The sequence below is a fragment of the Dyella sp. SG609 genome, assembly GCF_012275375.1.
Lineage (GTDB): Bacteria > Pseudomonadota > Gammaproteobacteria > Xanthomonadales > Rhodanobacteraceae > Dyella_D > Dyella_D marensis.
The window spans coordinates 542,103-568,247 of the sequence record NZ_JAAZQJ010000002.1 but is presented as its reverse complement, the minus strand read 5'-3'; the positions used below and the strand labels follow the sequence as shown (position 1 = coordinate 568,247).

The following is a 26,145-nucleotide window of genomic DNA, read 5'->3' as shown; positions in this document are numbered from 1 at the left end:
CCACTGCGTTTTCGTATCGACTGGCGCAGGCATCCGGGCTTGCGCGAAGTGCGGGACTATAAAGCGGGCGGGAGGGTTGCTCGTTAGCCGGGCGTTAACCGGGGCCGGCGTGTTCAGTCTTGTGCCGGAGTAGGCGGCACCCATGTGAGCAGGGGCAGCGTTTACACTCTCCGCCTGACCGTTGGCCCCGATCTCATGCTGCAGCGCGACCCCGACATCTACGCCAGTGCGCACCTACGCCACCTGCTGGCGGAGGAAGCCGCCGCCATGGCGCCGCTGCTGCAGCGCTGCGCGGGGTCGCATGCGCTGCTGCTGTCCGCGCTGTCGCACGACCATCCGCCGGTGCTGCCTTTGCTGGGCTACTGGACGCGCATGCGCCTGGTCGGCAAGCGTTACCAGGGCGACGTGAAGGCCAGGGCCGACGAGCCCCTGCCGTTCGCCGACGACGCCTTCGGGCTGGTGCTGCTGCGCCATGCGATGGAAGTGGCGCCGGTGCCGCAGTCCCTGCTGCAGGAAGCCTGCCGCGTGCTGGCGCCGGGCGGCGTGCTGGCGGTGACCGGCCTGCATCCGCTCAGCGCCTGGCTGCCCTGGGTGTACTGGCAGCGCCGCCATACCACCATGCCGGCGATCACCTCGCCGCTGACGCTGGAGCGCTGGGTCAGGGCAGGAGAGCTGGAGATCGAACGCGTCGAGCGGGTGGGGCATGTCTGGCCCAACGCCGGCGCCAAGGCCCGCGGCGTGCATCCGCTGGGTGGCGCGTATGTGCTGATCGCACGCAAGAACCGCCGGGTGGCGATCCTGCCGAAATTGAAGCCGGCGCTGGTACCCGCGCCGGTGAACGTGAAACTGGCGCCCGGGGCGCGGCGCGGCGCCCCGTCCGACGCATGACTGACGAACCATTGCAGGTAACGATGACCGAAGTGGAAGCTTTTACCGACGGCGCATGCCTCGGCAATCCGGGGCCGGGCGGCTGGGCCGCCCTGCTGCGCGCGAGGGGGACCGAACGCCTGATCGCAGGCGGTGAGCCGGACACCACCAACAATCGCATGGAGCTGATGGCCGCGATCGCCGCGCTGGAGGCGCTGACGCGCCCGTGCAAGGTGACGCTCACCACCGACTCGCGCTACGTCATGCAAGGCATCGAGGAATGGGTGCCGAAGTGGCGCGCCAACGGCTGGAAGACCGCCGACAAGAAGCCGGTGAAGAACCAGGACCTGTGGCAGCGGCTTGCCACTGCCACCGCGACGCATCAGCTGCGCTGGCAATGGGTGCGCGGCCATAATGGCCATGTGGAGAACGAGCGCGTCGACGTGGCCGCGCGCGAACAGGCCGAGCAGTACAGGAGCACGCGATGAGGCAGATCGTCCTCGATACCGAAACCACCGGTCTTGAAGTCCGCCAGGGGCATCGCCTGATCGAAATCGCGTGCATCGAGATGGTCGAGCGCCGTCCTACCGGGCGCCATTACCAGACGTATCTCAATCCGGATCGGTTGATTGACGAGGGTGCGAAGCAGGTCACCGGTATCGAGGATGAGTTCCTGCTCGATAAGCCGCGGTTTGCCGATGTGGTCGGTGAGTTTCTGGCCTTTATCGATGGGGCTGAGCTGATCATCCATAACGCGAGCTTCGACCTGGGCTTCCTCGACGCCGAACTGGCTCGCCTTGACGGCAACTACGGCCGCATTACCGATCGCTGCCCGGTGATCGACACCCTGGCAATGGCGCGCGAGCGTTTCCCCGGCCAGCGCAACAGCCTGGACGCGCTGTGCAAGCGCTTGGGCGTGGATAACTCCGCCCGCGACCTGCACGGCGGCCTGATCGACTCCCAGCTGCTGGCCGAGGTCTACCTGGCCATGACCTCGGGGCAGGTCGCGCTGGACCTGGCGTTCGAGAGCGCGCCGGAGCAGCAGGGCGCCGCGCAGGTGATCCTGCCGGCGGTGCTTAGCCGGCGGCCGAAGGTGTTGCGTGCGAATGCCGACGAAGTGGCGGCGCATGAGCTGCGGCTGGACGCGCTGGACAAGAGTGCGGGTGGGGTGAGCATCTGGCGCAAAGAGGAAGCGGTGGTGGGGGAGGTGGTGGCTTCTTGAGGGTTGCTTGTTGCGCACGGCTGGGTCTGCAAAACGCCCCGGAAGGGGCGTTTTTGTTTGGCTTCGATAGGGCGCGTGCTTCGGTTGGGAGGGGTGGGATTGTTCGGCCCATCCATGGGCCGAACCCCTTCGCGCTGCGCGCTGCGGGGCCAGCCTGCGGCTGTCCGAATTCGCTCCCGGCGAATTCGTCGAACCGGTGACTCGGCTTGCCGAGTCACCGGTTCTCTATACCAACCCTCTCCGCCAGATACGCAAAACGCCCCGGAAGGGACGTTTTTTGTTTGGCTTCGATGGAGGGCGCGCTTCGGTGGGGAAGGTGGGATTGTTCGGCCCATCCATGGGCCGAACCCCTTCGCGCTGCGCGCTGCGGGGCCAGCCTGCGGCTGTCCAAATTTGTTCCTGACAAATTTGTCGAACCGGTTGCTCGGCTTGCCGAGCAACCGGTTCTCTCCACCCACCCTCTCCGCCAGATACGCAAAACGCCCCTTGCGGGGCGTTTTGCGTATCTGGCGGAGAGGGTGGGATTCGAACCCACGGTACGCTTACACGTACGCCTGATTTCGAGTCAGGTACATTCGACCACTCTGCCACCTCTCCAAAGGGGTCACACGGTGGTCCGCGCGAGCCGGCGATCATACGCCAGGCGGTTCATCGTGACAACTCCCTGGTCATGGGGCATGCTCCGCGCAGACTTTTTTTCCGGATGCCCATGATCGAGTTTGGACACGGCACCCACGTCGGCCTGCGGCGTGCGCGCAACGAGGACACCTATTACGCCGACGCGGGGCAGGGCCTGTTCCTGGTCGCCGACGGCATGGGTGGGCATCAGCATGGCGAAGTGGCTTCGGCCCTGGTGCGCGATGCAGTGGCCGACCTGGTGACCCGTGGCCACAGCCTGGTCGAAGCGATCAAGGGCGCGGACGAACGCTTGATGGCGCAGGCGCGCGGCTATCGCGATGCGTTGCCGATGGGCACCACCATCGCGGCGCTGCGGCTGAGCCCGGGCAACTACGAAGTGGCCTGGGTGGGCGACAGCCGCATCTATCTGTGGAAGAACGGGCTGAAGCAGATCAGCCACGACCACTCGCTGGTGCAGGAACTGGTCGCGGCCGGCACGCTCGATCCGGCCCAGGCCGCACGCCATCCGCAGCGCAACGTCATCACCCAGGCGCTCGGCATCACCGCGGTGGATCAGCTGCATATCGGTCTGGCGCGGGGCAAGCTCGAGCCGGGCATGGCGTTTCTGCTGTGCAGCGATGGCTTGACCGAGGAAGTGAGCGATGCCGTGATCGCCGGCATCGTGGAGCGGCGCGATCTCGCCGCGCAGGAATGTGTGGATCACCTCCTGCTTGCGGCGCTGGAAGCCGGCGGCAGCGACAACATCACGGTGATTCTCGCCCGGACCAATTGAGCGGGCTATTCCAGCCTGGCCCAATACCGCCCGCTACGCGGCAGATAGTGATGATCCGGATCGAGCGATATCGCCACGCGCGTCGCTCTTCCCGTGATCTCGTTGCGCGGAAAGAAGCCGTAGTAACGCGAATCCCGGCTGTTGTCGCGGTTGTCGCCCATCATCAGATACTGATGCGGCGGCACGGTCACCGGCCCGAAGTTGCGATCCGCGCTCGCGTTGTATTGCGACCAGCGCACCGCATGGCTGCGTCCATCGACATTTTCCGCGACATAGATCGCCGGATCCCACGCATCGTCGCCGATGCCATCGACATGCATCGGCCGGTAATCCGCAAACCGCCCGTTGACGTAAAGCCGGTTGCCGCGCAGCGCAACCACGTCGCCCGGCACGCCGACCACCCGCTTCACCAGCCGCTCGCCGGCCTTGTCCGATTCCAGCACCACGATGTCGCCTCGTGCAGGATCGCCCCGATGCAGCAGCGACACATGCGTAAACGGCAGCCGGATGTCATACGCCGCCTTGTCCACCACGATGCGGTCGCCGATGCGTATCGTCGGCTGCATCGAGCCGGTGGGCACGACATTCCAGTCCGCCACCGCGCTGCGGAACACCAGCATGCAGAACATGAAAACGATAAAGCCGCGGTTTCTCGCGAGGCATTGCTTCAGCCGTTCCATTCCCGTTCCCCTGGCATGAGGCGATAGGCGCCAAGCGGGAAGACCGGCGCCGGGCGGCGAAGTTCCGGACAAAAAAAGGGACGGTGATCGCCACCGTCCCTTTCAAGGTCCTGCCGCAAACCGTGCTCAGCCGGCTTTCTTCTTCGCCAGGCGCAGCCAGGTGTCCACCACGGTGTCCGGATTGAGCGACACCGACTCGATGCCCTGATCCATCAGCCACTCGGCCAGGTCCGGATGGTCCGACGGACCCTGGCCGCAGATGCCGACGTACTTGCCCTTGTCGCGCGCGGTCTTGATCGCCATCGCCAGCAGCTTCTTCACCGCCGGGTCGCGTTCGTCGAACAGGCTGGCGACGATGCTGGAATCGCGGTCCAGGCCCAGGGTGAGCTGGGTGAGGTCGTTGGAGCCGATCGAGAAGCCGTCGAAGATGTCCAGGAACTCATCGGCGAGCAGCGCGTTGGACGGCACCTCGCACATCATGATGATCTTCAGCGCCTCTTCGCCGTGCGCGCTGGCGCCCTGCTTGAGGCCATTCTTTGCCAGCACCTCGACCACCTTGCGGCCTTCGCCCAGGGTGCGCACGAACGGGATCATCACCCACACGTTGTCCAGGCCCATCACTTCGCGCACGCGCTTGACCGCCTTGCACTCCAGCGCGAACGACTCGGCGAAGCCGGTGTCGACATAGCGGCTGGCGCCGCGGTAGCCGATCATCGGGTTCTCTTCGTGCGGCTCGTAGCGCGAGCCGCCGAGCAGGTTGGCGTATTCGTTCGACTTGAAGTCGGACAGGCGCACGATCACGGGCTTGGGGAACACCGAGGCGGCGATGGTGGCGATGCCTTCGGCCAGGCGGTCGACGTAGAACGACACCGGGTCGGCGTAGCCGGCGATGCGCTCGTCGATCTTCGCCTTGGTGGCGGCGTCCTGCTTGGCGTATTCCAGCAGCGCCTTCGGATGCACGCCGATATGGCTGGCGATGATCATTTCCAGGCGGGCCAGGCCGATGCCGGCGTTCGGCAGCAGGCCGAAGTCGAAGGCGCGCTCGGGGTTGGCCACGTTCATCATGATCTTCAGCGGCGCCTCGGGCATGGCGCCCAGATCCGCGGTGACGCGGTCGAACTTGAGGATGCCTTCGTAGATGGTGCCGGTGTCGCCTTCGGCGCAGGACACGGTGACGTCGGCGCCGTCGGGAATCTTTTCCAGCGCATTGCCGGTGCCCACCACGGCGGGCACGCCCAGCTCGCGCGCGATGATCGCCGCGTGGCAGGTGCGGCCGCCGCGGTTGGTGACGATGGCGGAGGCGCGCTTCATCACCGGCTCCCAGTCGGGGTCGGTCATGTCGGCCACCAGCACGTCGCCGGGCTGCACCTTGTTCATGTCGGCGAGGCTGCGCACCACGCGCGCCTTGCCGGCGCCGATCTTCTGGCCGATGGCGCGGCCCTCGGCCAGCACCTTGCCCTTCTCGCCGAGGTGGAAGCGCTCCAGCTGGGTGGCGTGCGCGCGCGACTTCACCGTCTCCGGGCGGGCCTGCACGATGTAGAGCTTGCCGGTGTTGCCGTCCTTGGCCCATTCGATGTCCATCGGGCGGCCGTAGTGCTGCTCGATGATCAGCGCCTGCCGGGACAGCTCTTCCACGTCGGCGTCGCTGATGCAGAAGCGGTTGCGCAGCTCGTCCGGCGTCGGCTCGGTCTTGACGCGCTCGCCCGGCGCGGACGAATACACCATGCGCAGCTGCTTGGCGCCGAGCTGGCGTCGCAGCACGGCCGGCTTGCCCTGCTTGAGGGTGGGCTTGAACACGTAGAACTCGTCCGGATTGACCGCGCCCTGCACGACCATCTCGCCCAGGCCGTAGGAACCGGTGACGAAGACCACGTCGCGGAAGCCCGATTCGGTGTCCAGGGTGAACAGCACGCCGGAGGCGCCGACGTCCGAGCGCACCATCAGCTGCACGCCAGCCGAGAGGAACACGTCCTCGTGCTTGAAGCCCTGGTGCACGCGGTAGGCGATGGCGCGGTCGTTGTAGAGCGAGGCGAAGACTTCCTTCACCTTGTGCAGCACGTCGTCGATGCCGACCACGTTGAGGAAGGTTTCCTGCTGGCCGGCGAACGAGGCGTCGGGCAGGTCTTCGGCGGTGGCGGAGGAGCGCACGGCCACGGCGATGTCGTCGGCGCCGGCGTCCTTGCAAAGCTTGGCGTAGGCCTCGCGGATGGCCTGGTCCAGGTCCGCCGGCAGCGGCGTCTCGGTGACCCACTCGCGGATTTCCTTGCCGGCGGCGATGAGCGCGTCGACGTCGTCGACATCCAGGCCGGTCAGGCGCGCCTGGATGCGCTTGGCCACGCCGCTCTTGTCCAGGTACTGCTGGAACGCGTCGGCGGTGGTGGCGAAGCCGCCGGGCACGGATACCCCGAGCTTGGCCAGGTTGCCGATCATCTCGCCGAGCGACGCGTTCTTGCCGCCGACCTTGCCCAGGTCGGTCATGCGCAGCGAGTCGAGCCAAAGCACCAGATCGTTCAAGGGAGTCTCCTCAAGAGCTCGTAGGGGTAGGCCTGGAGCAGCCAAAAATCGGCCGCAAAGAACTGGTATTGTCCGCCGCCGATGGTGCACGGCACAAGAAGACCATTGCCGCCCACTGCCGCGCCAACTGCATACCAGTCAGGCGAGGGTCAAGCAAAGACAGGGATTCGTGCTTGCGCTAAGGTGGCGCCCAACTTTTGCAGGCCCGGCGGAACTGGTATGCGGCGTACCGTTTTTTACATCTCCGATTCCACTGGTATTACAGCGGAGACGATCGGCAACAGCATCCTGGCCCAGTTCGAGGGCGTGCAATTCGACAAGCATCGCCTGCCGTTCGTGGACGACGCGCAAAAAGCGGAGGCCGCCGCGCTGCGCATCAAGACGCGCTTCGCCCAAAGTGGCGAGCGGCCGATCGTGGTCAACACCATGGCCTCGCGCGACCTGTGCGAGATAGTGGCGGCGAGCGGGGCGCTGATGCTGGACGTGTTCGCGCCGTTCATCGGCACGCTGGAAGACGAGCTGGGCGCCAAGCGCTCGGGTGCGGTGAACCGCTCGCACGGCATGGTGGACTTCGACAAGTACGAGGCGCGCATCAATGCCACCAACTACGCCTTGTCCCACGACGACGGCATCGACGTGGACTATGCCCAGGCCGACCTGATCCTGGTCGGCGTATCCCGCTCGGGCAAGACGCCGACCTGCCTGTACATGGCCTTGCATTACGGGGTGAGCGCCGCCAACTACCCCCTCACCGACGACGACCTGGACAAGCTGGAGCTTCCGGTGCGGCTGCGTCCCTACCGGGACCGGCTGTTCGGCCTGACCATCGACCCGCAGCGCCTGGCGCAGATCCGCGAGCAGCGGCGCGCCGGCAGCCGGTATGCGACCCTGCAGCAGTGCCGCTGGGAGTTGGAGCAGGCCGAGAAGCTGATGCGGCGGGAAAGCATCCCCAGCCTCAACACCACGCATACGTCGATCGAGGAAATCGCCAGCAAGATCCTTGACCGCTTCGGTATCGAGCGGACCATGTTCTGACTTCGAAGGAGTACCCAAGGTCCTTATGAGTGCCGTGCTGGACAGTCGCCAGTCCCTGCTGCCGGATCGCTTCGGCTTCCTGATGGGACTGTATGCGGAGAACTACCATCGCCTGGCGCACCTGTTCGCACCGCATGAACTGGCGCCGGGCTTCTATGTGTCGAGCGTGGACGACGGGCTGGACGTGCGCCTGCAGGTGCAGGAACGCCATCCCTATACGCTGGAACTGGAACTGACCTACGACTTCCTCGATGCCAACACCGGGCAGCCGTCGCCGTCGGCGCAGCTGCGCATGTACACCGACGCGCACGTGGCCGAGGCGCTGCATTGCCATCCGGGCCGCCATCTGTGGCAGGTGCTGGGGCCGTTTCCGCCGGCGCACACGGTGCTGCAGCATCGCCTGCGCATGAACGGCTTCCTCTCGCGCTGGCTGGAGTACCTGGCCGAGCAGGGGCATTCGCGCGGCACGCTGGAGCCGCTGGCGCAGCACAAGCCGGTGGACTTGCCGCCGGGGCACGAGCTGTAGGTTCGCCGGGGGTGGAAGAGGGCGCGGAATCGCGCGCAACAAAAAACCCGCGCCAGGCGGGTTCCTTGGAAAAGTGGCGGAGCGGACGGGACTCGAACCCGCGACCTCCGGCGTGACAGGCCAGCATTCTAACCGACTGAACTACCGCTCCGCATTTTCGAACAGCTGAAACCAGTAAAACCAAGAGGCCCCTGATTCCCAACCTGCACCGTCACTCTTTAAAGTAGCGGCTTGGATTGGCGTCCCCACGGGGATTCGAACCCCGGTCGCCACCGTGAAAGGGTGATGTCCTAGGCCTCTAGACGATGGGGACGTAATCTAAAATTTATTGGTGGAGCCAGGCGGGATCGAACCGCCGACCTCCTGCATGCCATGCAGGCGCTCTCCCAGCTGAGCTATGGCCCCACTGCTGTGGAGCCCGAAAGAATAGATAGGGATCGGGGTTTCGTCAAGCATCCGCGAACAAAAATTTTCACAAATGTTCGCGCGGCGTGTCAGTCCTGCGTCGGGGCGGCGAGCAAGCGAGCGTGGAGGGCGTGAAGCCGCGCTTCCGACACCTCCGTGTAGTCTTGCGATGACTCGACACGGAAGCGCCCATGCACGATCTGCACTTCATCCAGGATCTCGCCACGGTGATGCTGGTCGCCGGCCTCACCACGGTGATCTTCCAGCGCCTGCGCCAGCCGGTGGTGCTCGGCTACATCATCGCGGGCGTGCTGGTGGGGCCGTATACCTCGCCGGTGATCTTCATCCACGACGAAGACACCATCCGCACGCTGTCCGAGCTGGGCATGATCCTGCTGCTGTTCGCGCTGGGCCTGGAATTCAGCCTCAAGAAGCTCAGGGCGGTAGGCGGCGCGGCGCTGGTGGCGGCGCTGTGCGAGATCGTGCTGATGGTGTGGATCGGCTACGAGATCGGCCGCTTCTTCGGCTGGACGCCGATGGACTCGATGTTCCTGGGCGCGATGCTGTCGATCTCCTCCACCACCATCATCATGAAGGCGCTGGACGACCTCGACCTCAAGCGCGAACGCTTCGCGCAGCTGATCTTCGGCATCCTCATCATCGAGGACGTGCTCGCCGTGGTGCTGATGGCGCTGCTCACCGGCATCGCCAGCACCGGCGACCTGGAAGCGGGCCAGGCGATGGAAGCGGTCGGGCGCCTGATGCTGTTCATGGTGGTATCGCTGGTGGTGGGCCTGCTGCTGGTGCCGCGGGTGGTCGACTACATCGCGCGGGTGGCGCGCGACGACGTGCTGCTGGTGGCGGTGCTGGGCCTGTGCTTCGGCTTCTGCCTGCTGGTGACGGAAATGGGCTACAGCATCGCGCTGGGCGCCTTCCTGATCGGCGCGATCGTGGGCGAATCGGACAGCGTGGCGCGGGTGGAGCGCATCATCACCCCGGTGCGCGACATGTTCAGCGCGGTGTTCTTCGTCGCCATCGGCATGCTGATCGATCCGGCGCTGCTGAAGCAGTACGCGCTGCCGATCACCGTGGTCACCATCGTGGTGGTGCTGGGCAAGGTGATCACCTGCAGCTTCGGCACCTTCGTCGCCGGCAACGGCGGGCGCACCTCGCTGCGGGTGGGCATGGGGCTGGCGCAGATCGGCGAGTTCTCGTTCGTGATCGCCTCGCTCGGCCTGACCTTGAAGGTGACCAGCAGTTTTCTGTATCCGGTCGCGGTGGCGGTGTCGGCCATTACCACCTTTCTTACGCCGTACCTGATCCGCGGCGCCGATCCGCTGGCGGGTTTCCTCGGGCGGCGCATGCCCGCCGGTGTCAGCGGCATGTTCGGCGCGTACACCGACTGGATGGGCAATGTGAGCCTGAGCGGGCAGGGCGCGATCGTGATGAAGATGATCCGCCGCCTGGTGTGGCACGTGCTCATCAACATGATGCTGGTGGTGGCCGTGTTCCTGATCATGGCCTATCTGTATCGCCGGCAGTTTTTCCATTGGGAATGGTTGAACCAGCGTCCGCTCACCGAGCGCACGCTGGCCTGGTCGGTCGCCGCGCTGCTGTCGCTGCCGATGATCGTGGCGGCGTACCGCAAGGCCGCGGCGCTGGGCATGCTGCTGGCGGAGCTGAGCATTCCGGAGCGGCTCGGCGGCGCGCTCAACGTCAAGATCCGCTCCGTATTGGCACGCATCGTGCCGCTGGCCGCGATGTGGGTGCTCGGCCTGCTGGTGGCGGCCCTGGCCTCGACCATCCTGCCGCCGCGGGAAGTGGCGCTGGTGCTGGTTCTGGTCGGCCTGGCGCTGACTTGGCTGCTATGGCGTGTACTGGTCCAGGTGCACGCGCGCCTGCAGGCGGCGCTGCGCGACACGCTGGAACGCGACGGCCGGCCGAACGGGCATTCGTGAAGAAAATCGCAAAATGCCACGATGTCACGTGCTTTGAACCTTTATATGGCCTGATGGTCGACATTCGACATCGTTGCTAAGACCGGTAAGGCGCCTCACAATGCGTGGCGCTGCCTCCATCCGGGAGGCCCGTCCGGTGAGCACCGGGACATCCAAAAACGAGGGAGTTTCAAATGAAGCAATTCTTGCGTCCCACGCTGACGGCCGCCGCCCTGGCGGTTGCGCTGGGCCTCACCGCCGGCGCGCACGCCCAGGCCGCCAAGACCGCCGCTCCGGCGGCCGGCGCGGTCGACAAGACCAAGGCCAGCTACGTGGTCGGCTGGGACCTGGCCAGCCAGCTGCCCCCGCTCGTGCGCGAGGAAGTGGATCCGGCCACCGTGGCCCGCGCTGTGCAGTCCGCCCTGTCCGGCCAGAAGCCGACCATGAGCGAGGCTGAAGCGAAGCAGGTGCGCGACGCGTTCGTCGCCAATCTGCAGACCAAGGCCAAGGCCGAGTACGAGAAGGTTGCCGCCAAGAACAAGACCGACGGCGATGCCTTCCTGGCCAAGAACAAGACCGCCGCCGGCGTGAAGACCACCGCCTCGGGCCTGCAGTACCAGGTGATCAGCCAGGGCACCGGTGCCCGTCCGGGTCCGAACGACACCGTGCAGGTGAACTACGTCGGCAGCTTCGTCAACGGCGAAGTGTTCGACGATTCGTCCAAGCACGAGGGCAGCACCGGTCCGGCCTCGATCCCGCTCTCCGGCGTGATCCCGGGCTTCCGCGAAGGCCTGCAGCTGATGCAGGTGGGCGGCCACTACAAGCTGTTCATCCCGTCGAACATCGCCTATGGCGCGCAGCCGCAGAACGGCTTCCCGCCGAACTCGACGATCATCTTCGACGTGACCCTGGTGAAGACCGGCCCGACGCCGGCCGGCGCCGCTGGCGACCAGGGCGGCGCGAAGTAAGCGTCCGCGGTTCGCAGCAGATCAGGCACGGGGCGCGAAGCGATTCGCGCCCCGTTGCTTTTCCCGGCATGGATTTCGGAAAAGCCGGCAGTCCGATGCGGCAGGACCCCCTGCTAGAATCTGCGGTCTAACGCATCGCGGAACCCTGCATACGATGAAAGTCACCATTTTCGGCACCGGTTACGTGGGCCTGGTCACCGGCGCCTGCCTGGCCGAGATGGGCAACCACGTGGTCTGCGTGGATATCGACGCGGCCAAGGTCGAGCGCCTGAAGCGCGGCGAGATCCCCATCTACGAGCCGGGCCTGGAACCCATCGTCAAGCGCAACCACGCCAGCGGCCAGCTGGATTTCACCACCGACGCCGCGCCGGCCATCGCGCACGGCCAGGTGCTCTTCATCGCCGTCGGCACGCCGCCGGACGAGGACGGCAGCGCCGACCTCACCTACGTGCTCGGCGTGGCGCGCACCATCGGCCAGCACCTGGACCGCTACGCCGTGGTGGTGAACAAGTCCACCGTGCCGGTAGGCACCGCCGACCGCGTGCGCGAAGCGGTGGCGAACGAACTCTCGGCGCGCGGCGTCCAGGTCGATTTCGACGTGGTCTCCAACCCGGAATTCCTGAAAGAGGGCGACGCGGTCGAAGACTGCCTGCGCCCGGACCGCATCATCATCGGCAGCTCCAGCGAGCGCGCGGTGGGCGTGCTGCGCAAGCTGTACGCGCCGTTCAACCGCAACCACGACCGCACGGTGGTGATGGACGAGCGTTCCGCCGAGCTGACCAAGTACGCGGCGAACGCCATGCTGGCGACCAAGATCAGCTTCATGAACGAGATCGCCAACATCGCCGAGCGCGTCGGCGCCGACGTGGAACTGGTGCGCCAGGGCATCGGCTCGGATCCGCGCATCGGCTATCACTTCATCTACCCCGGCGCCGGCTACGGCGGCTCCTGCTTCCCCAAGGACGTGCAGGCGCTGGAACGCACCGCGCGCAGCGTGGGCTATCCGGCGCGCCTGCTCGGCGCGGTGGAGTCGGTGAACAACGACCAGAAGGGCAAGCTGTTCGAGCTGGTCTCGCGCCATTTCGACGGCGACCTCAAGGGCCGCACCATCGCGCTGTGGGGCCTGGCCTTCAAGCCGAACACCGACGACATGCGCGAGGCCTCGAGCCGCCGCGTGATGGAAGCGCTATGGGACGCCGGCGCCAGCGTGCGCGCGTTCGACCCGGAAGCGCGCGAGGAAACCCATCGCATCTACGGCGACCGCGCGGATCTGGTGCTGTGCGACAGCGCCTATCAGGCGCTGGAAGGCGCGGACGTGCTGGCCATCGTCACCGAGTGGAAGGCGTTCCGCAGTCCGGATTTCGCGCGCATCCGCGCCGCGCTCAAGAGCCCGGCCATTTTCGACGGCCGCAATCTGTACGACCCGTCCGCGGTCGAGGAAGCCGGCCTGGCCTATTACGGCATCGGCCGCGGCCGCAGCCTGAGGGTGTGACGTGTCGGTATCGCTCGAACAACGCCTGACCGAACTGGAAGTGCGCCTGACCTTTCTCGACGACACGGTGAACGCCCTGGTCGCCACCGAGACCGAGCAGGCGCAGCGCATCCTCAAGCTGGAGCAGATCCTGCGCGACCTGCGCGACGAGCTGCTGGCACTGCGCAGCTCGCAGTCGCACGACCCGCACAGCGAGCCGCCGCCGCCGCATTACTGATGTTTCGCTAGTCCCACGTTCCGATCCACACGCAAGACAGGTTTATCGATCATGGCCGATTCCCTGCGCGATCAGCTGCTCAAGAGCGGCATCGTCAAACAGGTGCGCGACGAGAAGCGCGCATCGCAGCCGCCCGCCGGCAGGCTGGCGCAAAAGCCCTTCAAAAGCCAAGGCGGCAAGCCCGGCAACCCGCAGGCGAAGCCGGGCGGCAAGCCCCAGCAACAGTCCGCGCGTCCGCCGCGCGACGGCGAGATCGACCTGGCCAAGGCCTATGCGATCCGCAAGCAGGCCGAAAGCACCGAGCGCCGCCAGGCCGAGCAGGCGGCGGCCGAGGAAGCGCGGCTCAAGCGCGAGCGCAAGCAGAAGGTCCAGCAACTGCTGCAGGGCCAGGCATTGAACAAGAAGGACGCCGAGCATGCGCGCCACTTCGAATACGGCGGCAAGATCCGCCGCGTCTACGTCGACCAGGCGCAGCTGGCCGCGCTCAATGCGGGCGAGCTGGGCGTGGTGCAGCAGGGCGGCCATTACCTGGTGGTGAGCCGCGCCATCGCCGAGCAGGTGCGCGAGATCGATGCGCATTTGCTGGCGCTGCTGCCGGAGCCGGGCACGGGTGGCGTGGGCGAAGATGGCGTGCCGGACGATCTGGTCTGGTAAGCGCTACCTGAGACGCAGGGAATCGCGGCACGCGACTACGTATGGACGTCATTCCGGCGCAGGCCGGAATCCAGCGGCGATGTGCCGCATCGTAGTGAAGGCATCCCAAAGCTCGCTCTGGAGCTTTTTCGCACACTCGGACGGCAACGCTACTGGATCCCGGCCTGCGCCGGGATGACGAGCAAAGAAAAGGCCGGCGATGACGCCGGCCTTTTTCATTTCATGACTTGTCTTCAGGCTTCCGGCGGCTGCGCCAGGATCGGCAAGTCCCAACCCTGCTTCGGCGCGAAGCGCTCGCCATGCCGCTGCGCCAGCCGTTCCAGCTTGCCCTTGACCACGCCGGCGCCTTCGCTGCGCACGTACTGGATCGGGCCGCCGCGGAACGGCGCGAAGCCGGTGCCGAAGATCACGCCGGCATCGAGCAGGTCGGCATCGTCCACCACGCCGTCGGCGAGGCAGGCCACGGCCTCGTTGACCATCGGCAGCAGCATGCGCTCCTGCAGGTCGGCGGGCGCGGCGTAGTCGGGATCCACTTCAGGCTTCTGCGGCTTGCCTTCCTGCCACACGTAGAAACCCTGGCCGTCCTTCTTGCCGCGCTTGCCGGCGGCGAGCTTGTCCTCGATGCCGGGCGGCAGTTCCAGGCCGAGGAAGGGCGCCAGCTCCTTGCCCACGGAGGCGCAGACGTCCAGGCCCACGGTATCGGCCAGTTCGATCGGCCCCATCGGCATGCCGAATTTCTTCGCTTCCTTGTCCAGCACCGGGCCGGGCACGCCTTCGTTGTACAGGCGGATGGCTTCGAGCAGGTAAGGCATCAGGATGCGGTTGACCAGGAAGCCCGGCGTCCCCTTCACCGCCACCGGCAGCTTGCCGATCGCCTTGCAGAAGGCCAGCGCGCGCTTCTCGATCGCGGGGTCGAGACCGTCGTGGCGCACCACTTCCACCAGCGGCATCTGCGCCACCGGATTGAAGAAGTGCAGGCCCAGGAAACGCTGCGGCGCGCGCAGGCCCTGGCGCAGTTCGTCCAGCGGAATGCTCGAGGTATTGGTGGCGAGGATCTCGTCCGCCTGGAACTGCGGCTCGATGGTGGCGTACAGCGCCTTCTTCGCCTCGGCGTTCTCGAAGATCGCCTCGATCGCGAGATCCGCCGCGGCCACGCCCTTGCCCTCGACGTCGGCGCGCAGGCGGCGCGCCACTTCTTCGACCTTCTCCGGCGTCTTCAGCTTTTTCTCGTATAGCGCCCGCGCGCGGTCCAGCGCGGGCTGGATGAACTTCATCTCGCGGTCCTGCAAGGTCACCTGGAAACCCTTGAAGGCCGCCCAGGCCGCGATATCGCCGCCCATCACGCCGGCGCCCACCACGTGCACGTGCTCGATGCCGTGCTCCGCGCCGGCGCCCTGGCCCTTCAGGCGTTCCTGCAGCAGGAAGATCCGGATCAGGTTGCGCGCGGTGCTGGTCTCGGCCAGCTTGGCCACCGAGCGCGCCTCCAGCTTCAGCCGCTGCTGGATGCTGGAGCCGCCGCGCTGCCATACGTTGATGAGCGCGAACGGGGCGGGGTAGTGCTCCTTGCGCACCTTGGCGGCGGTCTGCTTCAGCACCATCGGCGCCAGGATCTGCCGCGCCGGCCAGGTATTGGTGGCCCAGGCCTTCAGCCGCTGCACGGCGGGGCGCACATGCGGGCGGCGCAGCAGGGCGCGCGCTTCGGCCAGCAGTTCGCCGGCGGGCGCAAGGCGGTCGACCACGCCGAGCGCGGCGGCACGCCTGGCCGACAGCGCCTTGCCGGTCAGCATCACCGGCAGCGCGTCGAGTGCGCCGATCAGGCGCGGCAGCCGCGCCGTGCCGCCCCAGCCGGGGTGGATGCCGAGCATCACTTCGGGCAGGCCGATCCGGGTCTTCTCGTCATCCGCCGCGATGCGCTGGCGGCAGGCCAGCACCAGCTCCGTGCCGCCGCCCATGCAGGCGCCGTGGATGGCGGCGACCGTGGGGCAGGGCAGGCGGGCCAGCGACTCGAACACGCGCTGGCCGTTCTCGATGTTCTGCAGCACCGTGCCGTCTTTGGCGTATTCGACGAATTCCTTGATGTCCGCGCCCACCGCGAAGCCGCCCGGCTTGGCCGAATGGATCAGCACGCCGGCCGGCTTCTCGATCGACAGGCGCTCCACGATCTGGCCGAGCTCGTCCAGCACCTCGCGCGAGAGCGCGTTGACGCTGCTGTTGGCGCGGTCGAGCGTCAGGGTGACGATGCCGCTGTCGTCCAGGCTCGTCTTCCAGTGGTTGAAGCGCAGTCCTTCGAACATGAGTCAGGTCCAGCATGGAAAGGCAGGCACCATACCCTGCCGTAGCGTGGATTGCGAGATGGTCCGGGGTGGTGCGCAAGTCCATGAAAGTGGCGTAAAAGACCGGCCTGTGCGCTGACGCAAGAAACCCGCCGGCGAATGCGCGGAGGCTCTTTCGGGCGCTAGGCGTAGCCCCGCGGACCGCGTAACTTAGCTGCCCAATGAACACCTCCATTGCCGCCCCAGCCGTCCAGCCAGGTGCCGATATCCTCGAGCGCATCCTGGGCGCGCGCGGCTGCCTGGTCTCGCTGGAAGACGCGGACGGCGACGCCCTGATCGGGCAGTTCCGCAGCCTGGTCCGCCGCACCGGCCAGGCCATCTATCTGTGGAGTCCGGAGGAAGGCCTGGGCAACCTGCGCGAGGAGCACGCCGACAAGGCGCCGCATGCGCGGCTGAGCCAGGTGCTGCGCTACATCCAGCAGAGCAATCACTTCGGCATTTACTTGTTGCGCCGGCTGCCGCTGCCGCTGGCCGCGCCGGACGTGGCCCTGCTGCGCCAGCTGGCGCGCACGCCCACCGGCCACGTGCGCCGGGTGGTGCTGCTGGATGCCCCCGAATCGCTGGTGGAAGGACTGAGCGACGTGATCGTGCGGCTCAGCTGCCAGGTCAAGCCCGCGCTCCGGCCGCGCCTGCGCGATGGCCGGTGGCTGCTTTGAACGCGGCCGTGTCCGCCCCCGGCGGCATCATGGTGGTGGCGGCGCAGCGCGAGCTGCGCCGCGCCGTGTTCGACGCGCTGGACCGCGACGGCCACCTCGCCGTGCATTCCGCCCGCGACACCACCCACGCCGGCATCCTGCTCGAAGGCCGCCCCAAGCTGGCCCTGGTGGTGATGGTGCTGGAAGGCGACGCGCGCGACGCGCTGGCCTCGGTGGAACAACTGCGCCGCCTGCCGGCCTGCGCCGAGGCACCGGTGATCGTGGTGCTGACCGAGGGCGCGGCGATCAAGCCGGCCCAGCTGCCGGCCGGGGTTTCCGACTGGCTGTATGCCGCGCAGATCGACAGCGAGCTGATCGCGCGCTGGCAGCGCCTGCAGCGCACCGGCGCGATCCTGCCGGCTTCCGCGCAGGGCGAGGCGGCGCACGGCGGCGGCGACTACCGCTTCGCCTTCGACGAAGTGGACAGCGAGTGGCTGATCGTCGATGCCGAGCGCGGCCGCCTGCTCGAAGTCAGCCCCGCGCTGCTGCGCCGCAGCGGCCTGTCCGGTGAGCGCCTGGTCGGCCAGCCGCTGGCCGAGCTGCTGCAGTTCCAGGGCCTGGCGCCGGAGCAGGCGCTGGCCGACGATTCGCGCCGCTGGCATCCCTGCCGGCGCCGCTCGCGCCAGGGCGAGGACAGCGGCGAGGCCAGCGCGCGGCAGATCCGCCACGCCGGCCGCGACGCCGTGGCCTTCGTGTTCCGCAGCGACCGCGCCGGCGCGCGCGCCGAAGTGGCGCTGGCCATGCTGGCGCGCCTGTTCGCCAGCAGCAGCGCCGACGACAGCATCGCCACCGCGGCGCGGATGCTGTTCGAGGACATGGGGCTGGACTATCTGGCGATCTGGTCGGCGCGTCCGGAAGACGGCGGCGCGCCGCTGCAGCTGGCGCAATGCTGGAGCGGCGAGGAGCAGCTTTGGCCCAGCCCGCAGCTGCAGAGTTCGCTGCGCCTGGTGCTGTCCGGGCAGCCGATGCTGCACCCCGGCGGCGCGCGCCGCCTGGCCGCGATGGATCCGCTGCTGGAACAACTCGACCTGAGCGGCTTCGCCGGCCTGCCCTTGCTGGACGAACGCCACAGCGTGCTCGGCGCGCTGCTGGCCGGCACGCGGCAGCCGTTCGGCGAGCTGGCCATCGTGGAACCGGTGCTGCGCTGCGCGGCGGCGCGCTTCGCCCATGCGCTGGAACTGCGCCGCACCCGCGAGCAGGGCCGCGCCGAAGGCCTGCTGGACGCGCTCACCGGCCTGCCCAACCGCCTGCTGTTCAACGACCGCCTCGACACCATCATCCGCGAGGCCAACCGCACCGGCGAATGCTTCGCCATGCTGTTCGTCGACCTGGACCGCTTCAAGACCATCAACGACACCCTCGGCCACGCGGTGGGCGACCAGGTGCTGATCACCACCACCCAGCGCCTGCGCACCAGCGTGCGCGCGTCGGACACGGTGGCGCGCTACGCGGGCGACGAGTTCGTGGTGATCCTGCGGCACATCGTGAAGAGCGAGGACGTGCTGCGCGTCGCCGAGAAGATCGTGCAGGTGATGGAAGCGCCGTTCCGCATCGACGACGGCACCGAGCTGCAGGTCACCGCCTCGATCGGCGTGAGCTTCTTCCCGGACGACGCGCCGGACGCCGAGACCTTGCTAAAGCACGCCGACGAGGCGATGTACGCGGCCAAGAGCCTGGGCCGCAACAACTACCAGATCTACGAGATCAGCGCCGAGCAGGCGCAGCAGCAGAACATGGCGCTGAAATCCGGCCTGCGCCACGCCGAGCACAATGGCGAGCTGCGCGTGTTCTACCAGCCGCAGGTGGACGCGGCCAGCGAGGACATCGTCGGCATGGAGGCGCTGGTGCGCTGGGAGCATCCGGAGCTCGGCTTCATCGGCCCCGGCTTCTTCATCCCGCTGGCCGAGGAGACCGGCCTGATCGTCTCGATCGGCGAATGGGTGCTGCGCACCGCCTGCAAGCAGGCGCAGGAGTGGGAGCGCAAGTTCGGCCTGCGGCTGCGCCTGGGCGTGAATCTCTCGGCGGTGCAGCTGATGCAGCCGAACCTGCTCGACATCGTGGCGTCGGCGCTGCAGGAGAGCGGCCTGGATCCGGGCCTGCTGGAAATGGAGGTGACCGAGAGCATCAGCATCAAGGCCGCCCCCAACCTGGTGGAGAACCTGCACGGCCTGCACAAGCTGGGCTGCCGCATCGCCATCGACGACTTCGGCACCGGTGCCGCCTCGCTGGACTACCTGCGCAAGCTGCCGGCCGACCGCATCAAGATCGACCAGAGCTTCGTGCGCAATATCGGCGTGGACCCGGACGACGAGGCGATCGTGCGCGCCACCATCGAAATGGCCCATCGCCTGAAGCGCGGCGTGGTGGCCGAGGGCGTGGAGATCGAGCAGCACCTGCATTTCCTGCGCGCCAACCGCTGCGACGAACTGCAGGGCTATCTGTTCTGCCGGCCGCTGCCGACGCCGGCCTTCGAAAAGCTGCTGCACGAACGCCAGCGCCTGCTGGCCACGGCGGATGCCGGCGAGGAGTGAGGCGATTGCCGCTTGCCTGGCCGTGGTGCGTCCCTATATCTGCAGCAGGGCGGTCGGCCGCCGGGACGCCAGTCGCGTTGGGTACGATGGCGCCGGAGCCGGCCGGGGCGGATGCCTTATCTGCGCGGGGCGCTGAACTCGGCGGCATGTTTCTTGTCCTAGCGAACCGTCCCGAGCCGGCGGAATCCCTCCAAGCGGTGGCAGCGGTAGTCAGAAGGAGACGGCCCGGATGGGCGAAAACGAACTGGACAGCGCCCTGGTCGAGCGGGTCCAAAAAGGGGACAAGCGGGCCTTTGACCTGCTGGTGCGCAAGTACCAGCACAAGGTCATCGCGCTGGTTTCCCGCTATGTGAACAACTACGCCGAGTGCGAGGACGTGGCCCAGGAGGCGTTCGTGCGCGCCTGGCGCGCGATCGGCTCGTTCCGCGGCGAGAGCGCTTTCTATACCTGGATGTACAAGATCGCCGTGAATACGGCGAAGAACCACTTGGTGGCCCTGGGGCGGCGTCCGCCGGCCGACGACATCTCGGTGGACGATGCGGTCTTCGTGCCCGGTTCCGACCGCATGCAGGAAACCGCCACGCCCGAGCGCGAACTCCTGCGCCAGGAAATTGAACAAACGGTTTTTTCCACTGTCCAAGCGCTGCCCGAAGAGCTGCGGACCGCTATCACGCTACGCGAGGTGGACGGCCTGAGCTACGAAGAAATCGCCGAGGCGATGGGCTGCCCGATCGGTACGGTGCGTTCGCGTATCTTCCGGGCACGCGAAGCAATCGACGAGAAACTGCGGCCCCTGCTGTCGGACCGTGAGGACCTGACATGACTGACAACCATCGCGAACATCCTTCCCAAGGCATGCTGTCCGCCGGCATCGACGGCGAACTGACCCAGGAGGAACTGCGCTTCCTGCTGCGCCGGCTCGACCACGACGCTGCCCTGCAGCAAGCCTGGTCGCGCTATCACGTGGCGCGCGACGGCCTGCGCCACCAGTTGCCGCCGCTCGCCTCCGCCGGTTTCTCGGCGCGCGTGCTGGTGGCGATCGAGCAGGAAACCATCGCGGTCGGCAGCGGCAGGCGCCGCCACTGGCTGCGCTGGTCCGCCGGCGGCGCCATCGCCGCGACGGTCGCCGTCGCCGCCCTCATGGTCACCCAGCCGGTCGGCCCCGGCAGCGACAACGCCACGCCGCGCGTCGCCACCGCCGGCAGCCAGCGGGCCGCCGTGACGCAGTCCGCCGCCACGGCCACCGCCCGCGCCGACGTGCCGGCCGCCGCACCGGAATGGCTCAACAACTACGCCGGCCTGCCTTCGGCGCTGACCCAGCAGGCTTCGGCCACGGTCGGCGGCGACGACGGCGCCACCTTCCTGTACTCGCGCAACCGCCAGAACCCGTACCAGCTGGATCGCTACCGCGCGATCAACAACGGCGACGGCAGCTACCTGCTGCTCGCCCCGCAGGTGCAGCAGCGGATTCCCCAGGCGCAGTCCGCGCAGGAACCGCAGGCGCAGTAATCGCGGCGGTGTGTCCATGCCCGCCCCGATGGCCTTTCTTGTTGTCCCCCATGCAGTGATGTCCGTCCGGCCCCCAGGGGCCGGACGTTGCACGGGCGCGCTCCGCGTCCAGCCCGATTCCCACACCTTGGAAAGGAGGAACACATGAGTCGAACGAACCTGCGTCGCGCGCTGGGCTGCGCGCTGGTGTCGCTTGCCGTGGCGAGCGGAGCGCAGGCCCAGGCGGCGAGTCCCGCGCCGGCCCCCGCGGCCAGCCTGCCGGACTTCACCGGCATCGTGCAGAAGAACGCCCCGGCCGTGGTCCACGTCGAAGCCAAGTACAGCGGCAAGAGCGCGCGCAAGGCCGCACCCCAGGCGCGCGGCCGCGGCGCGATGCCGCCGGACGACCCCCAGCTGGACATCTTCCGCCGCTTCTTCGGCATGCCGATGGTGCCGTCGCCGGAAGAACAGCAGCGCACCTCGCTCGGCTCCGGCTTCATCATTTCCAGCGACGGCTACATCCTCACCAATACCCACGTGGTGGACGATGCCGACCAGGTCACCGTGCGCCTGCAGGACCGCCGCACCCTCACCGCCAAGGTGATCGGCAGCGACCCGCAGTACGACATCGCCCTGTTGAAGGTGGATGCCGGCGGCAGCCTGCCGTCGGTGAGCATCGGCGATTCGCGCAGCCTCAAGCCCGGCCAGTGGGTGCTGGCGATCGGCTCGCCGTTCGGCTTCGACTACACCGTGACCCAGGGCATCGTCAGCGCCGTGGGCCGCAACCTGGGCAGCCAGGACCAGCCCTACACCTCGTTCATCCAGACCGACGTGCCGATCAACCGCGGCAACTCCGGCGGCCCGCTGTTCGACCTGCAGGGCCGGGTGGTCGGCGTGAACTCGCAGATCTATTCCAACACCGGCGGCTATCTGGGCGTGGCGTTCTCGATCCCGATCGACGTGGCCATGAACGTGGTCAAGCAGATCAAGGAAAAGGGCTACGTCACCCGCGGCCAGCTCGGCGTGATGATGCAGCCGATCACCGACGACATCGCCAAGGCGCTCAAGCTCGGCAGCAATTCCGGCGCGGCGGTGACCCAGGTCAATCCGGGCAGTGGCGCGGACAAGGCCGGCATCAAGCCGGGCGACATCATCGTCGGCTACAACGGCCAGCCGATCACCCAGGCCGCCGACCTGCCGCCGCTGGTCGGCATGACCGCGCCGGGCAGCAAGGCCACCCTCAGCATCCTGCGCGACGGCAAGAAGCAGGACGTGCCGGTCACCGTCGGCGAGATGAAGCGCGACGGCAAGGCCATCGCTGCCGCCGCGGGCAAGGAAGCGCCGGCCACCGGTGGCGGCTCCACCGCGCTGGGCCTGGCGGTGCAGGACCTGGACAGCGACACCCGCCAGCAGCTCGGACTGAAGGCGGGCGAGGGCGTGCTGGTCAGCGACGTCAACGGTCCGGTCGCGGCCCGCGCCGGCCTGCAGCCGGGCGACGTGATCCTGATGGTCAACCAGCGCCGGGTTGGCACGGCGGCGGCGTTCCGCGAAGCCACCAAGGAGCTCAAGCCCGGCGATACCGCGCTGCTGCTGGTGCGCCACGGCGACCAGAGCGGCTTCGTCGGCCTGACCATCCCCAAGGCCGGCGAGGAGGAGTGATCTCCTGACCGGTGATACCGACGGCGGGGCGGCCTCCGGGCCGCCCCGCCGCATTCCGGCCCCCGCCGCCCGGCCGATGCGCTTTCCATGCGATAATGCCGGGTTCGTATCGCCATCCCGGTGATACGCTGCCTGTGCTCCGCGCAGGCGGTGACCGCAGCCAGCGTGTTCCATGGAACTGATCCGCAATTTCTCCATCATCGCCCACATCGACCACGGCAAGTCGACGCTTGCCGACCGCATCATCCAGATCTGTGGCGGCCTGGCCGAGCGCGAGATGGAAGCCCAGGTGCTCGACAGCAACCCGATCGAGCGCGAGCGCGGCATCACCATCAAGGCCCAGTCCGTGTCGCTGCCGTACAAGGCGCGCGACGGCAAGACCTACCAGCTGAATTTCATCGACACCCCCGGCCACGTCGACTTCTCCTATGAAGTAAGCCGCTCGCTGGCCGCCTGCGAAGGCGCGCTGCTGGTGGTCGACGCCGCCCAGGGCGTGGAGGCGCAGTCCGTCGCCAACTGCTACACCGCGGTGGAGATGGGCCTGGAAGTGGTGCCGGTGCTCAACAAGATCGACCTGCCCACCGCCGACCCGGACAAGGTCAAGGGCGAGATCGAAGCGGTCATCGGCATCGACGCCGACGACGCCGTGGCGGTCAGCGCCAAGACCGGCCAGAACGTGGTGGAAGTGCTCGAGGCCATCGTCGCGCGCATCCCGCCGCCGAAGCCGCGCGACACCGACCGCCTGCAGGCGCTGATCATCGACTCCTGGTTCGACAACTACCTCGGCGTGGTCTCGCTGGTGCGCGTGATGCAGGGCGAGATCCGCCCCGGCGAGAAGCTGCTGGTGATGTCCACCGGCCGCACGCACGAAGTGAGCGAAGTGGGCGTGTTCACCCCCAAGCGCAAGAAGCTGGAGCGCCTCGCCGCCGGCGAAGTGGGCTGGATCACCGCGTCCATCAAGGACGTGCACGGCGCGCCGGTGGGCGACACGCTCACCCACGCCGGCAAGCCCGCCGACAAGCCGCTGCCGGGTTTCCAGACCATGCAGCCGCGCGTGTTCGCCGGCCTGTTCCCGGTTTCCGCGGACGACTACCCGGCGCTGCGCGAGGCGCTGGAAAAGCTGCGCCTCAACGACGCCGCGCTGTTCTTCGAGCCGGAAAGCTCCGAGGCGATGGGCTTCGGCTTCCGCTGCGGCTTCCTCGGCATGCTGCACATGGAGATCGTGCAGGAGCGCCTGGAGCGCGAATACGACCTGGACCTGGTCACCACCGCGCCCACCGTGGTCTACGAGATCCTTAAGAACGACGGCTCGGTGATGCTGCTGGACAACCCGGCCAAGCTGCCGGCCTCGCCGCAGGTGGAGGAGATCCGCGAGCCGATCATCGTCGCCAACATCCTCACGCCGGCCGACTACATCGGCAACATCATCACGCTGTGCGAGGAGAAGCGCGGCATCCAGCGCTCCATCCAGTACCTGGCCACCCAGGTGCAGATCAGCTACGAGCTGCCGCTGGCCGAGGTGGTGCTGGATTTCTTCGACCGCCTGAAGTCGGTTTCGCGCGGCTATGCCTCGATGGACTACCACTTCGAGCGCTTCGAGGCCGGCCCGTTCGTGCGCACCGACGTGCTGATCAACGGCGACCGCGTCGATGCGTTGTCGCTGATCGTGCACCGCAGCCACGCGGACCGCCGCGGCCGCGACCTGGTCGAGCGCATGAAGGATCTGATCCCGCGCCAGCAGTTCGACGTGGCGATCCAGGCGGCGATCGGCGCGCAGGTGATCGCGCGCTCCACCGTGAAAGCCTTGCGCAAGAACGTTCTGGCCAAGTGCTACGGCGGCGACGTCAGCCGCAAGAAGAAGCTGCTGGAGAAGCAGAAGGAAGGCAAGAAGCGCATGAAGCAGGTGGGCCGCGTGGAGATTCCGCAGGAGGCCTTCCTCGCCGTGCTCAAGGTCGACAAATAAGGCGCGGGCAGGACATGGAACGAACAGGGGGCCACCGCAACACCGCCGGCGCAGTGCACCGGCCGCGAGAACCCCTCCGCGATTGACGCTCTGAAGGAGCCCTCATGGATTTCGATTTTTCGGCGATTCTGCTTGCCTTGACCGTGCTGTTCGGCGTGGTCTGGGGCCTGGACCGCCTGCTGTTCTACAAGTCGCGCAAGGCCAGGGCCGAGACGGCCGGGCAGGAGCCGCAGGACCCGGTCTCGGTGGACTGGGCGCGCTCGCTGTTCCCGGTGGTGCTGGTGGTGCTGCTGCTGCGCTCGTTCGTGGCCGAGCCGTTCCGCATTCCGTCGGGTTCGATGATGCCGACCCTGGACGTGGGCGACTTCATCCTGGTGAACAAGTTCGCCTACGGCCTGCGCATGCCGGCCTTCAACAACAAGTTCCTGGCCCTGGGCGAGCCCAAGCGCGGCGACGTGGTGGTGTTCCGCTTCCCGGGCTACCTGTGCGGCGTGGACGGCAAACTGGTGCGCAGCGGCGACCAGACCTGCGCCAACCCGCAGGCGCCGGTGCCCAGCCAGAACTGGATCAAGCGCGTGATCGGCCTGCCGGGCGACCGCATCGAGATGCAGGGCGACCAGCTGCTGATCAACGGCCAGGCGGTCGATGCCGAGGAAGTCGGCCCCTACATGGGCAACCCCAAGCGCGAAGAAGACCGCCTGATGCTGGAAATGGGCGCGACGGTGTGGAACGAGCACCTGCGCACCGAGGAGGGCACGGTGGTGAACCACCTCACCGCGCGCATGCCGGCCTACAACCGCCCGCCGCCGATCCCCAACGACAAGGTGCCGTCGGTGATCCCGCAGGGCTGCTACCTGGTGATGGGCGACAACCGCTACAACAGCACCGACAGCCGCTGGTGGGGCTGCATGCCGGAGCAGAACCTGGCGGGCAAGGCCTTCCTGATCTGGCTGAGCGTGAAGGGGCCGGACGCCGGCTGGGTCGACTTCTCGCGCATGGGCCGTGTGATTCACTAAGCAAAGCGTGACAGCGGTCGGGTCGCGCGGCGTGACGCCGGCCCGCCGTGGCGCCAGAATCCGCCTGCGCGATGCCGGCGGGCCGGCAACGTGGCACCATTTCCATACAAGCGGGGCCGCCGCCGGTCGGCATAGCGAGGGGACTATGAAAGCAAAGCAGTCGGGTATCACCCTGATCGGGTTTCTTGTGGTGTTGATCGTCGTGGCCTTCTTCGGCTTCATGGCGATGAAGCTGGTGCCGTCCTACGCCGAGTTCATGGGCGTGAGCAAGGCCATGAACCAGGTGGCCACCGCCGGCACCGAAGGCCGCACGCTGGACGACATCCGCCGCGACCTGATGTTCAAGCTGGGCTTCCAGTACGTGGACGATGCCACCATCAAGCCCAAGGACATCACCATCTCGCGCGCCAACAACGCCGCGCTGCTGAAGATCGAGTACGACAAGCGCGTGCCCTTTATGTACAACATCGATTTCCTGCTGCACTTCGAGAAGACCGTGCCTCTGCAGGGCAACATCGGTTACTGAGGTTTT

Annotated in this window: 22 protein-coding genes and 4 tRNA genes; 19 read left to right on the top strand and 7 right to left on the bottom strand. The window is 67.3% G+C overall.

From position 1 onward, the window contains the following. The first annotated feature begins 195 nt into the window (after positions 1-195). From FHW85_RS05955 to dnaQ, 3 genes are read left to right on the top strand one after another with little or no spacing between them, the layout of a single operon-like run. Positions 196-888, top strand: coding sequence for a methyltransferase domain-containing protein (locus FHW85_RS05955; protein ID WP_167255526.1), 693 nt, complete (start codon positions 196-198; stop codon positions 886-888). A gap of 23 nt (positions 889-911) precedes the next feature. Then, positions 912-1,355: a ribonuclease HI gene (gene rnhA, locus FHW85_RS05950; protein ID WP_168647716.1), complete on the top strand. Its 444-nt coding sequence runs from the start codon at positions 912-914 to the stop codon at positions 1,353-1,355. Beyond that, positions 1,352-2,089 (top strand): DNA polymerase III subunit epsilon, encoded by a 738-nt coding sequence (dnaQ, locus tag FHW85_RS05945; protein ID WP_168647649.1) that lies wholly within the window; start codon positions 1,352-1,354, stop codon positions 2,087-2,089. Before rnhA ends, dnaQ begins: the two co-directional genes overlap by 4 nt. A 507-nt stretch (positions 2,090-2,596) precedes the next feature. On the opposite strand, the gene FHW85_RS05940 is transcribed toward dnaQ, so the two are convergent. Then, positions 2,597-2,686: transfer RNA gene (locus FHW85_RS05940), tRNA-Ser, on the bottom strand. A gap of 112 nt (positions 2,687-2,798) precedes the next feature. On the opposite strand from FHW85_RS05940, the gene FHW85_RS05935 reads away from it, so the two are divergent. After that, the gene (locus FHW85_RS05935; protein ID WP_168647648.1) at positions 2,799-3,500 is read left to right on the top strand and encodes a protein phosphatase 2C domain-containing protein; all 702 of its coding nucleotides are present in this window, start codon (positions 2,799-2,801) and stop codon (positions 3,498-3,500) included. 5 nt (positions 3,501-3,505) lie between these two features. Here FHW85_RS05935 and lepB (FHW85_RS05930) read toward each other — a convergent pair whose 3' ends face one another. Both lepB (FHW85_RS05930) and ppsA read right to left on the bottom strand, forming a co-directional pair. After that, positions 3,506-4,180 (bottom strand): signal peptidase I, encoded by a 675-nt coding sequence (lepB, locus tag FHW85_RS05930; protein ID WP_168647647.1) that lies wholly within the window; start codon positions 4,178-4,180, stop codon positions 3,506-3,508. A gap of 126 nt (positions 4,181-4,306) precedes the next feature. Next, positions 4,307-6,694 (bottom strand): phosphoenolpyruvate synthase, encoded by a 2,388-nt coding sequence (gene ppsA, locus FHW85_RS05925; protein WP_168647646.1) that lies wholly within the window; start codon positions 6,692-6,694, stop codon positions 4,307-4,309. A 219-nt stretch (positions 6,695-6,913) separates the two neighbouring features. On the opposite strand from ppsA, the gene FHW85_RS05920 reads away from it, so the two are divergent. Both FHW85_RS05920 and FHW85_RS05915 read left to right on the top strand, forming a co-directional pair. Next, positions 6,914-7,729: a pyruvate, water dikinase regulatory protein gene (locus tag FHW85_RS05920; RefSeq protein WP_167255516.1), complete on the top strand. Its 816-nt coding sequence runs from the start codon at positions 6,914-6,916 to the stop codon at positions 7,727-7,729. Between the two features lie 25 nt (positions 7,730-7,754). Beyond that, a complete protein-coding gene (locus FHW85_RS05915) occupies positions 7,755-8,255 on the top strand; it encodes a DUF1249 domain-containing protein (protein ID WP_167255514.1) in 501 nt (166 codons plus the stop codon). A 74-nt stretch (positions 8,256-8,329) separates the two neighbouring features. Here the strand turns inward: FHW85_RS05915 and FHW85_RS05910 are convergent. From FHW85_RS05910 to FHW85_RS05900, 3 genes are all read right to left on the bottom strand, one after another. Further along, positions 8,330-8,406 (bottom strand) — tRNA-Asp (locus FHW85_RS05910). Positions 8,407-8,492: 86 nt separating this feature from the next. Next, positions 8,493-8,568: transfer RNA gene (locus tag FHW85_RS05905), tRNA-Glu, on the bottom strand. Between the two features lie 16 nt (positions 8,569-8,584). Then, positions 8,585-8,660 (bottom strand) — tRNA-Ala (locus FHW85_RS05900). A gap of 191 nt (positions 8,661-8,851) precedes the next feature. Between FHW85_RS05900 and FHW85_RS05895 the strand changes: the two genes are divergently transcribed. The 5 genes from FHW85_RS05895 (at position 8,852) to FHW85_RS05875 (ending at position 13,928) form a co-directional block, all read left to right on the top strand. Then, entirely contained in the window at positions 8,852-10,618 is a 1,767-nt protein-coding gene (locus FHW85_RS05895) for a cation:proton antiporter (RefSeq protein WP_167255512.1), read from the top strand. Between the two features lie 173 nt (positions 10,619-10,791). Continuing rightward, a complete protein-coding gene (locus tag FHW85_RS05890) occupies positions 10,792-11,565 on the top strand; it encodes an FKBP-type peptidyl-prolyl cis-trans isomerase (RefSeq protein ID WP_167255510.1) in 774 nt (257 codons plus the stop codon). A 154-nt stretch (positions 11,566-11,719) separates the two neighbouring features. After that, a complete protein-coding gene (locus FHW85_RS05885) occupies positions 11,720-13,057 on the top strand; it encodes a UDP-glucose/GDP-mannose dehydrogenase family protein (RefSeq protein WP_168647645.1) in 1,338 nt (445 codons plus the stop codon). Position 13,058: 1 nt separating this feature from the next. Then, on the top strand, positions 13,059-13,274 hold the full coding sequence (locus FHW85_RS05880) for a SlyX family protein (protein WP_167255506.1): 216 nt from the start codon (positions 13,059-13,061) through the stop codon (positions 13,272-13,274). 51 nt (positions 13,275-13,325) lie between these two features. Continuing rightward, positions 13,326-13,928 (top strand): DUF2058 family protein, encoded by a 603-nt coding sequence (locus FHW85_RS05875; RefSeq protein WP_168647644.1) that lies wholly within the window; start codon positions 13,326-13,328, stop codon positions 13,926-13,928. A gap of 233 nt (positions 13,929-14,161) precedes the next feature. On the opposite strand, the gene FHW85_RS05870 is transcribed toward FHW85_RS05875, so the two are convergent. Next, positions 14,162-16,222 (bottom strand): 3-hydroxyacyl-CoA dehydrogenase NAD-binding domain-containing protein, encoded by a 2,061-nt coding sequence (locus FHW85_RS05870; RefSeq protein WP_168647643.1) that lies wholly within the window; start codon positions 16,220-16,222, stop codon positions 14,162-14,164. Positions 16,223-16,422: 200 nt separating this feature from the next. On the opposite strand from FHW85_RS05870, the gene FHW85_RS05865 reads away from it, so the two are divergent. The 8 genes from FHW85_RS05865 to FHW85_RS05830 all read left to right on the top strand — a co-directional run bounded on the left by FHW85_RS05865 (position 16,423) and on the right by FHW85_RS05830 (position 26,139). Further along, positions 16,423-16,917: a hypothetical protein gene (locus FHW85_RS05865; protein WP_167255500.1), complete on the top strand. Its 495-nt coding sequence runs from the start codon at positions 16,423-16,425 to the stop codon at positions 16,915-16,917. A gap of 29 nt (positions 16,918-16,946) precedes the next feature. Continuing rightward, on the top strand, positions 16,947-19,487 hold the full coding sequence (locus FHW85_RS05860; protein ID WP_168647715.1) for an EAL domain-containing protein: 2,541 nt from the start codon (positions 16,947-16,949) through the stop codon (positions 19,485-19,487). 229 nt (positions 19,488-19,716) lie between these two features. After that, entirely contained in the window at positions 19,717-20,310 is a 594-nt protein-coding gene (rpoE, locus tag FHW85_RS05855) for an RNA polymerase sigma factor RpoE (protein WP_167255498.1), read from the top strand. Next, positions 20,307-20,996 (top strand): sigma-E factor negative regulatory protein, encoded by a 690-nt coding sequence (locus tag FHW85_RS22470; RefSeq protein ID WP_167255496.1) that lies wholly within the window; start codon positions 20,307-20,309, stop codon positions 20,994-20,996. The genes rpoE and FHW85_RS22470 overlap by 4 nt, the downstream gene beginning before the upstream one ends. A gap of 144 nt (positions 20,997-21,140) precedes the next feature. Next, positions 21,141-22,634: a DegQ family serine endoprotease gene (locus tag FHW85_RS05845; protein WP_168647642.1), complete on the top strand. Its 1,494-nt coding sequence runs from the start codon at positions 21,141-21,143 to the stop codon at positions 22,632-22,634. A 172-nt stretch (positions 22,635-22,806) separates the two neighbouring features. Next, positions 22,807-24,597, top strand: a complete 1,791-nt coding sequence (lepA, locus tag FHW85_RS05840) for a translation elongation factor 4 (RefSeq protein WP_167255492.1) — start codon at positions 22,807-22,809, stop codon at positions 24,595-24,597. Between the two features lie 104 nt (positions 24,598-24,701). After that, complete coding sequence (lepB, locus tag FHW85_RS05835; protein ID WP_168647641.1) at positions 24,702-25,613, top strand: signal peptidase I; 912 nt, start codon at positions 24,702-24,704, stop codon at positions 25,611-25,613. Positions 25,614-25,758: 145 nt separating this feature from the next. Continuing rightward, the gene (locus tag FHW85_RS05830) at positions 25,759-26,139 is read left to right on the top strand and encodes a DUF4845 domain-containing protein (RefSeq protein WP_167255488.1); all 381 of its coding nucleotides are present in this window, start codon (positions 25,759-25,761) and stop codon (positions 26,137-26,139) included. The last annotated feature ends 6 nt before the right edge of the window (positions 26,140-26,145 follow it).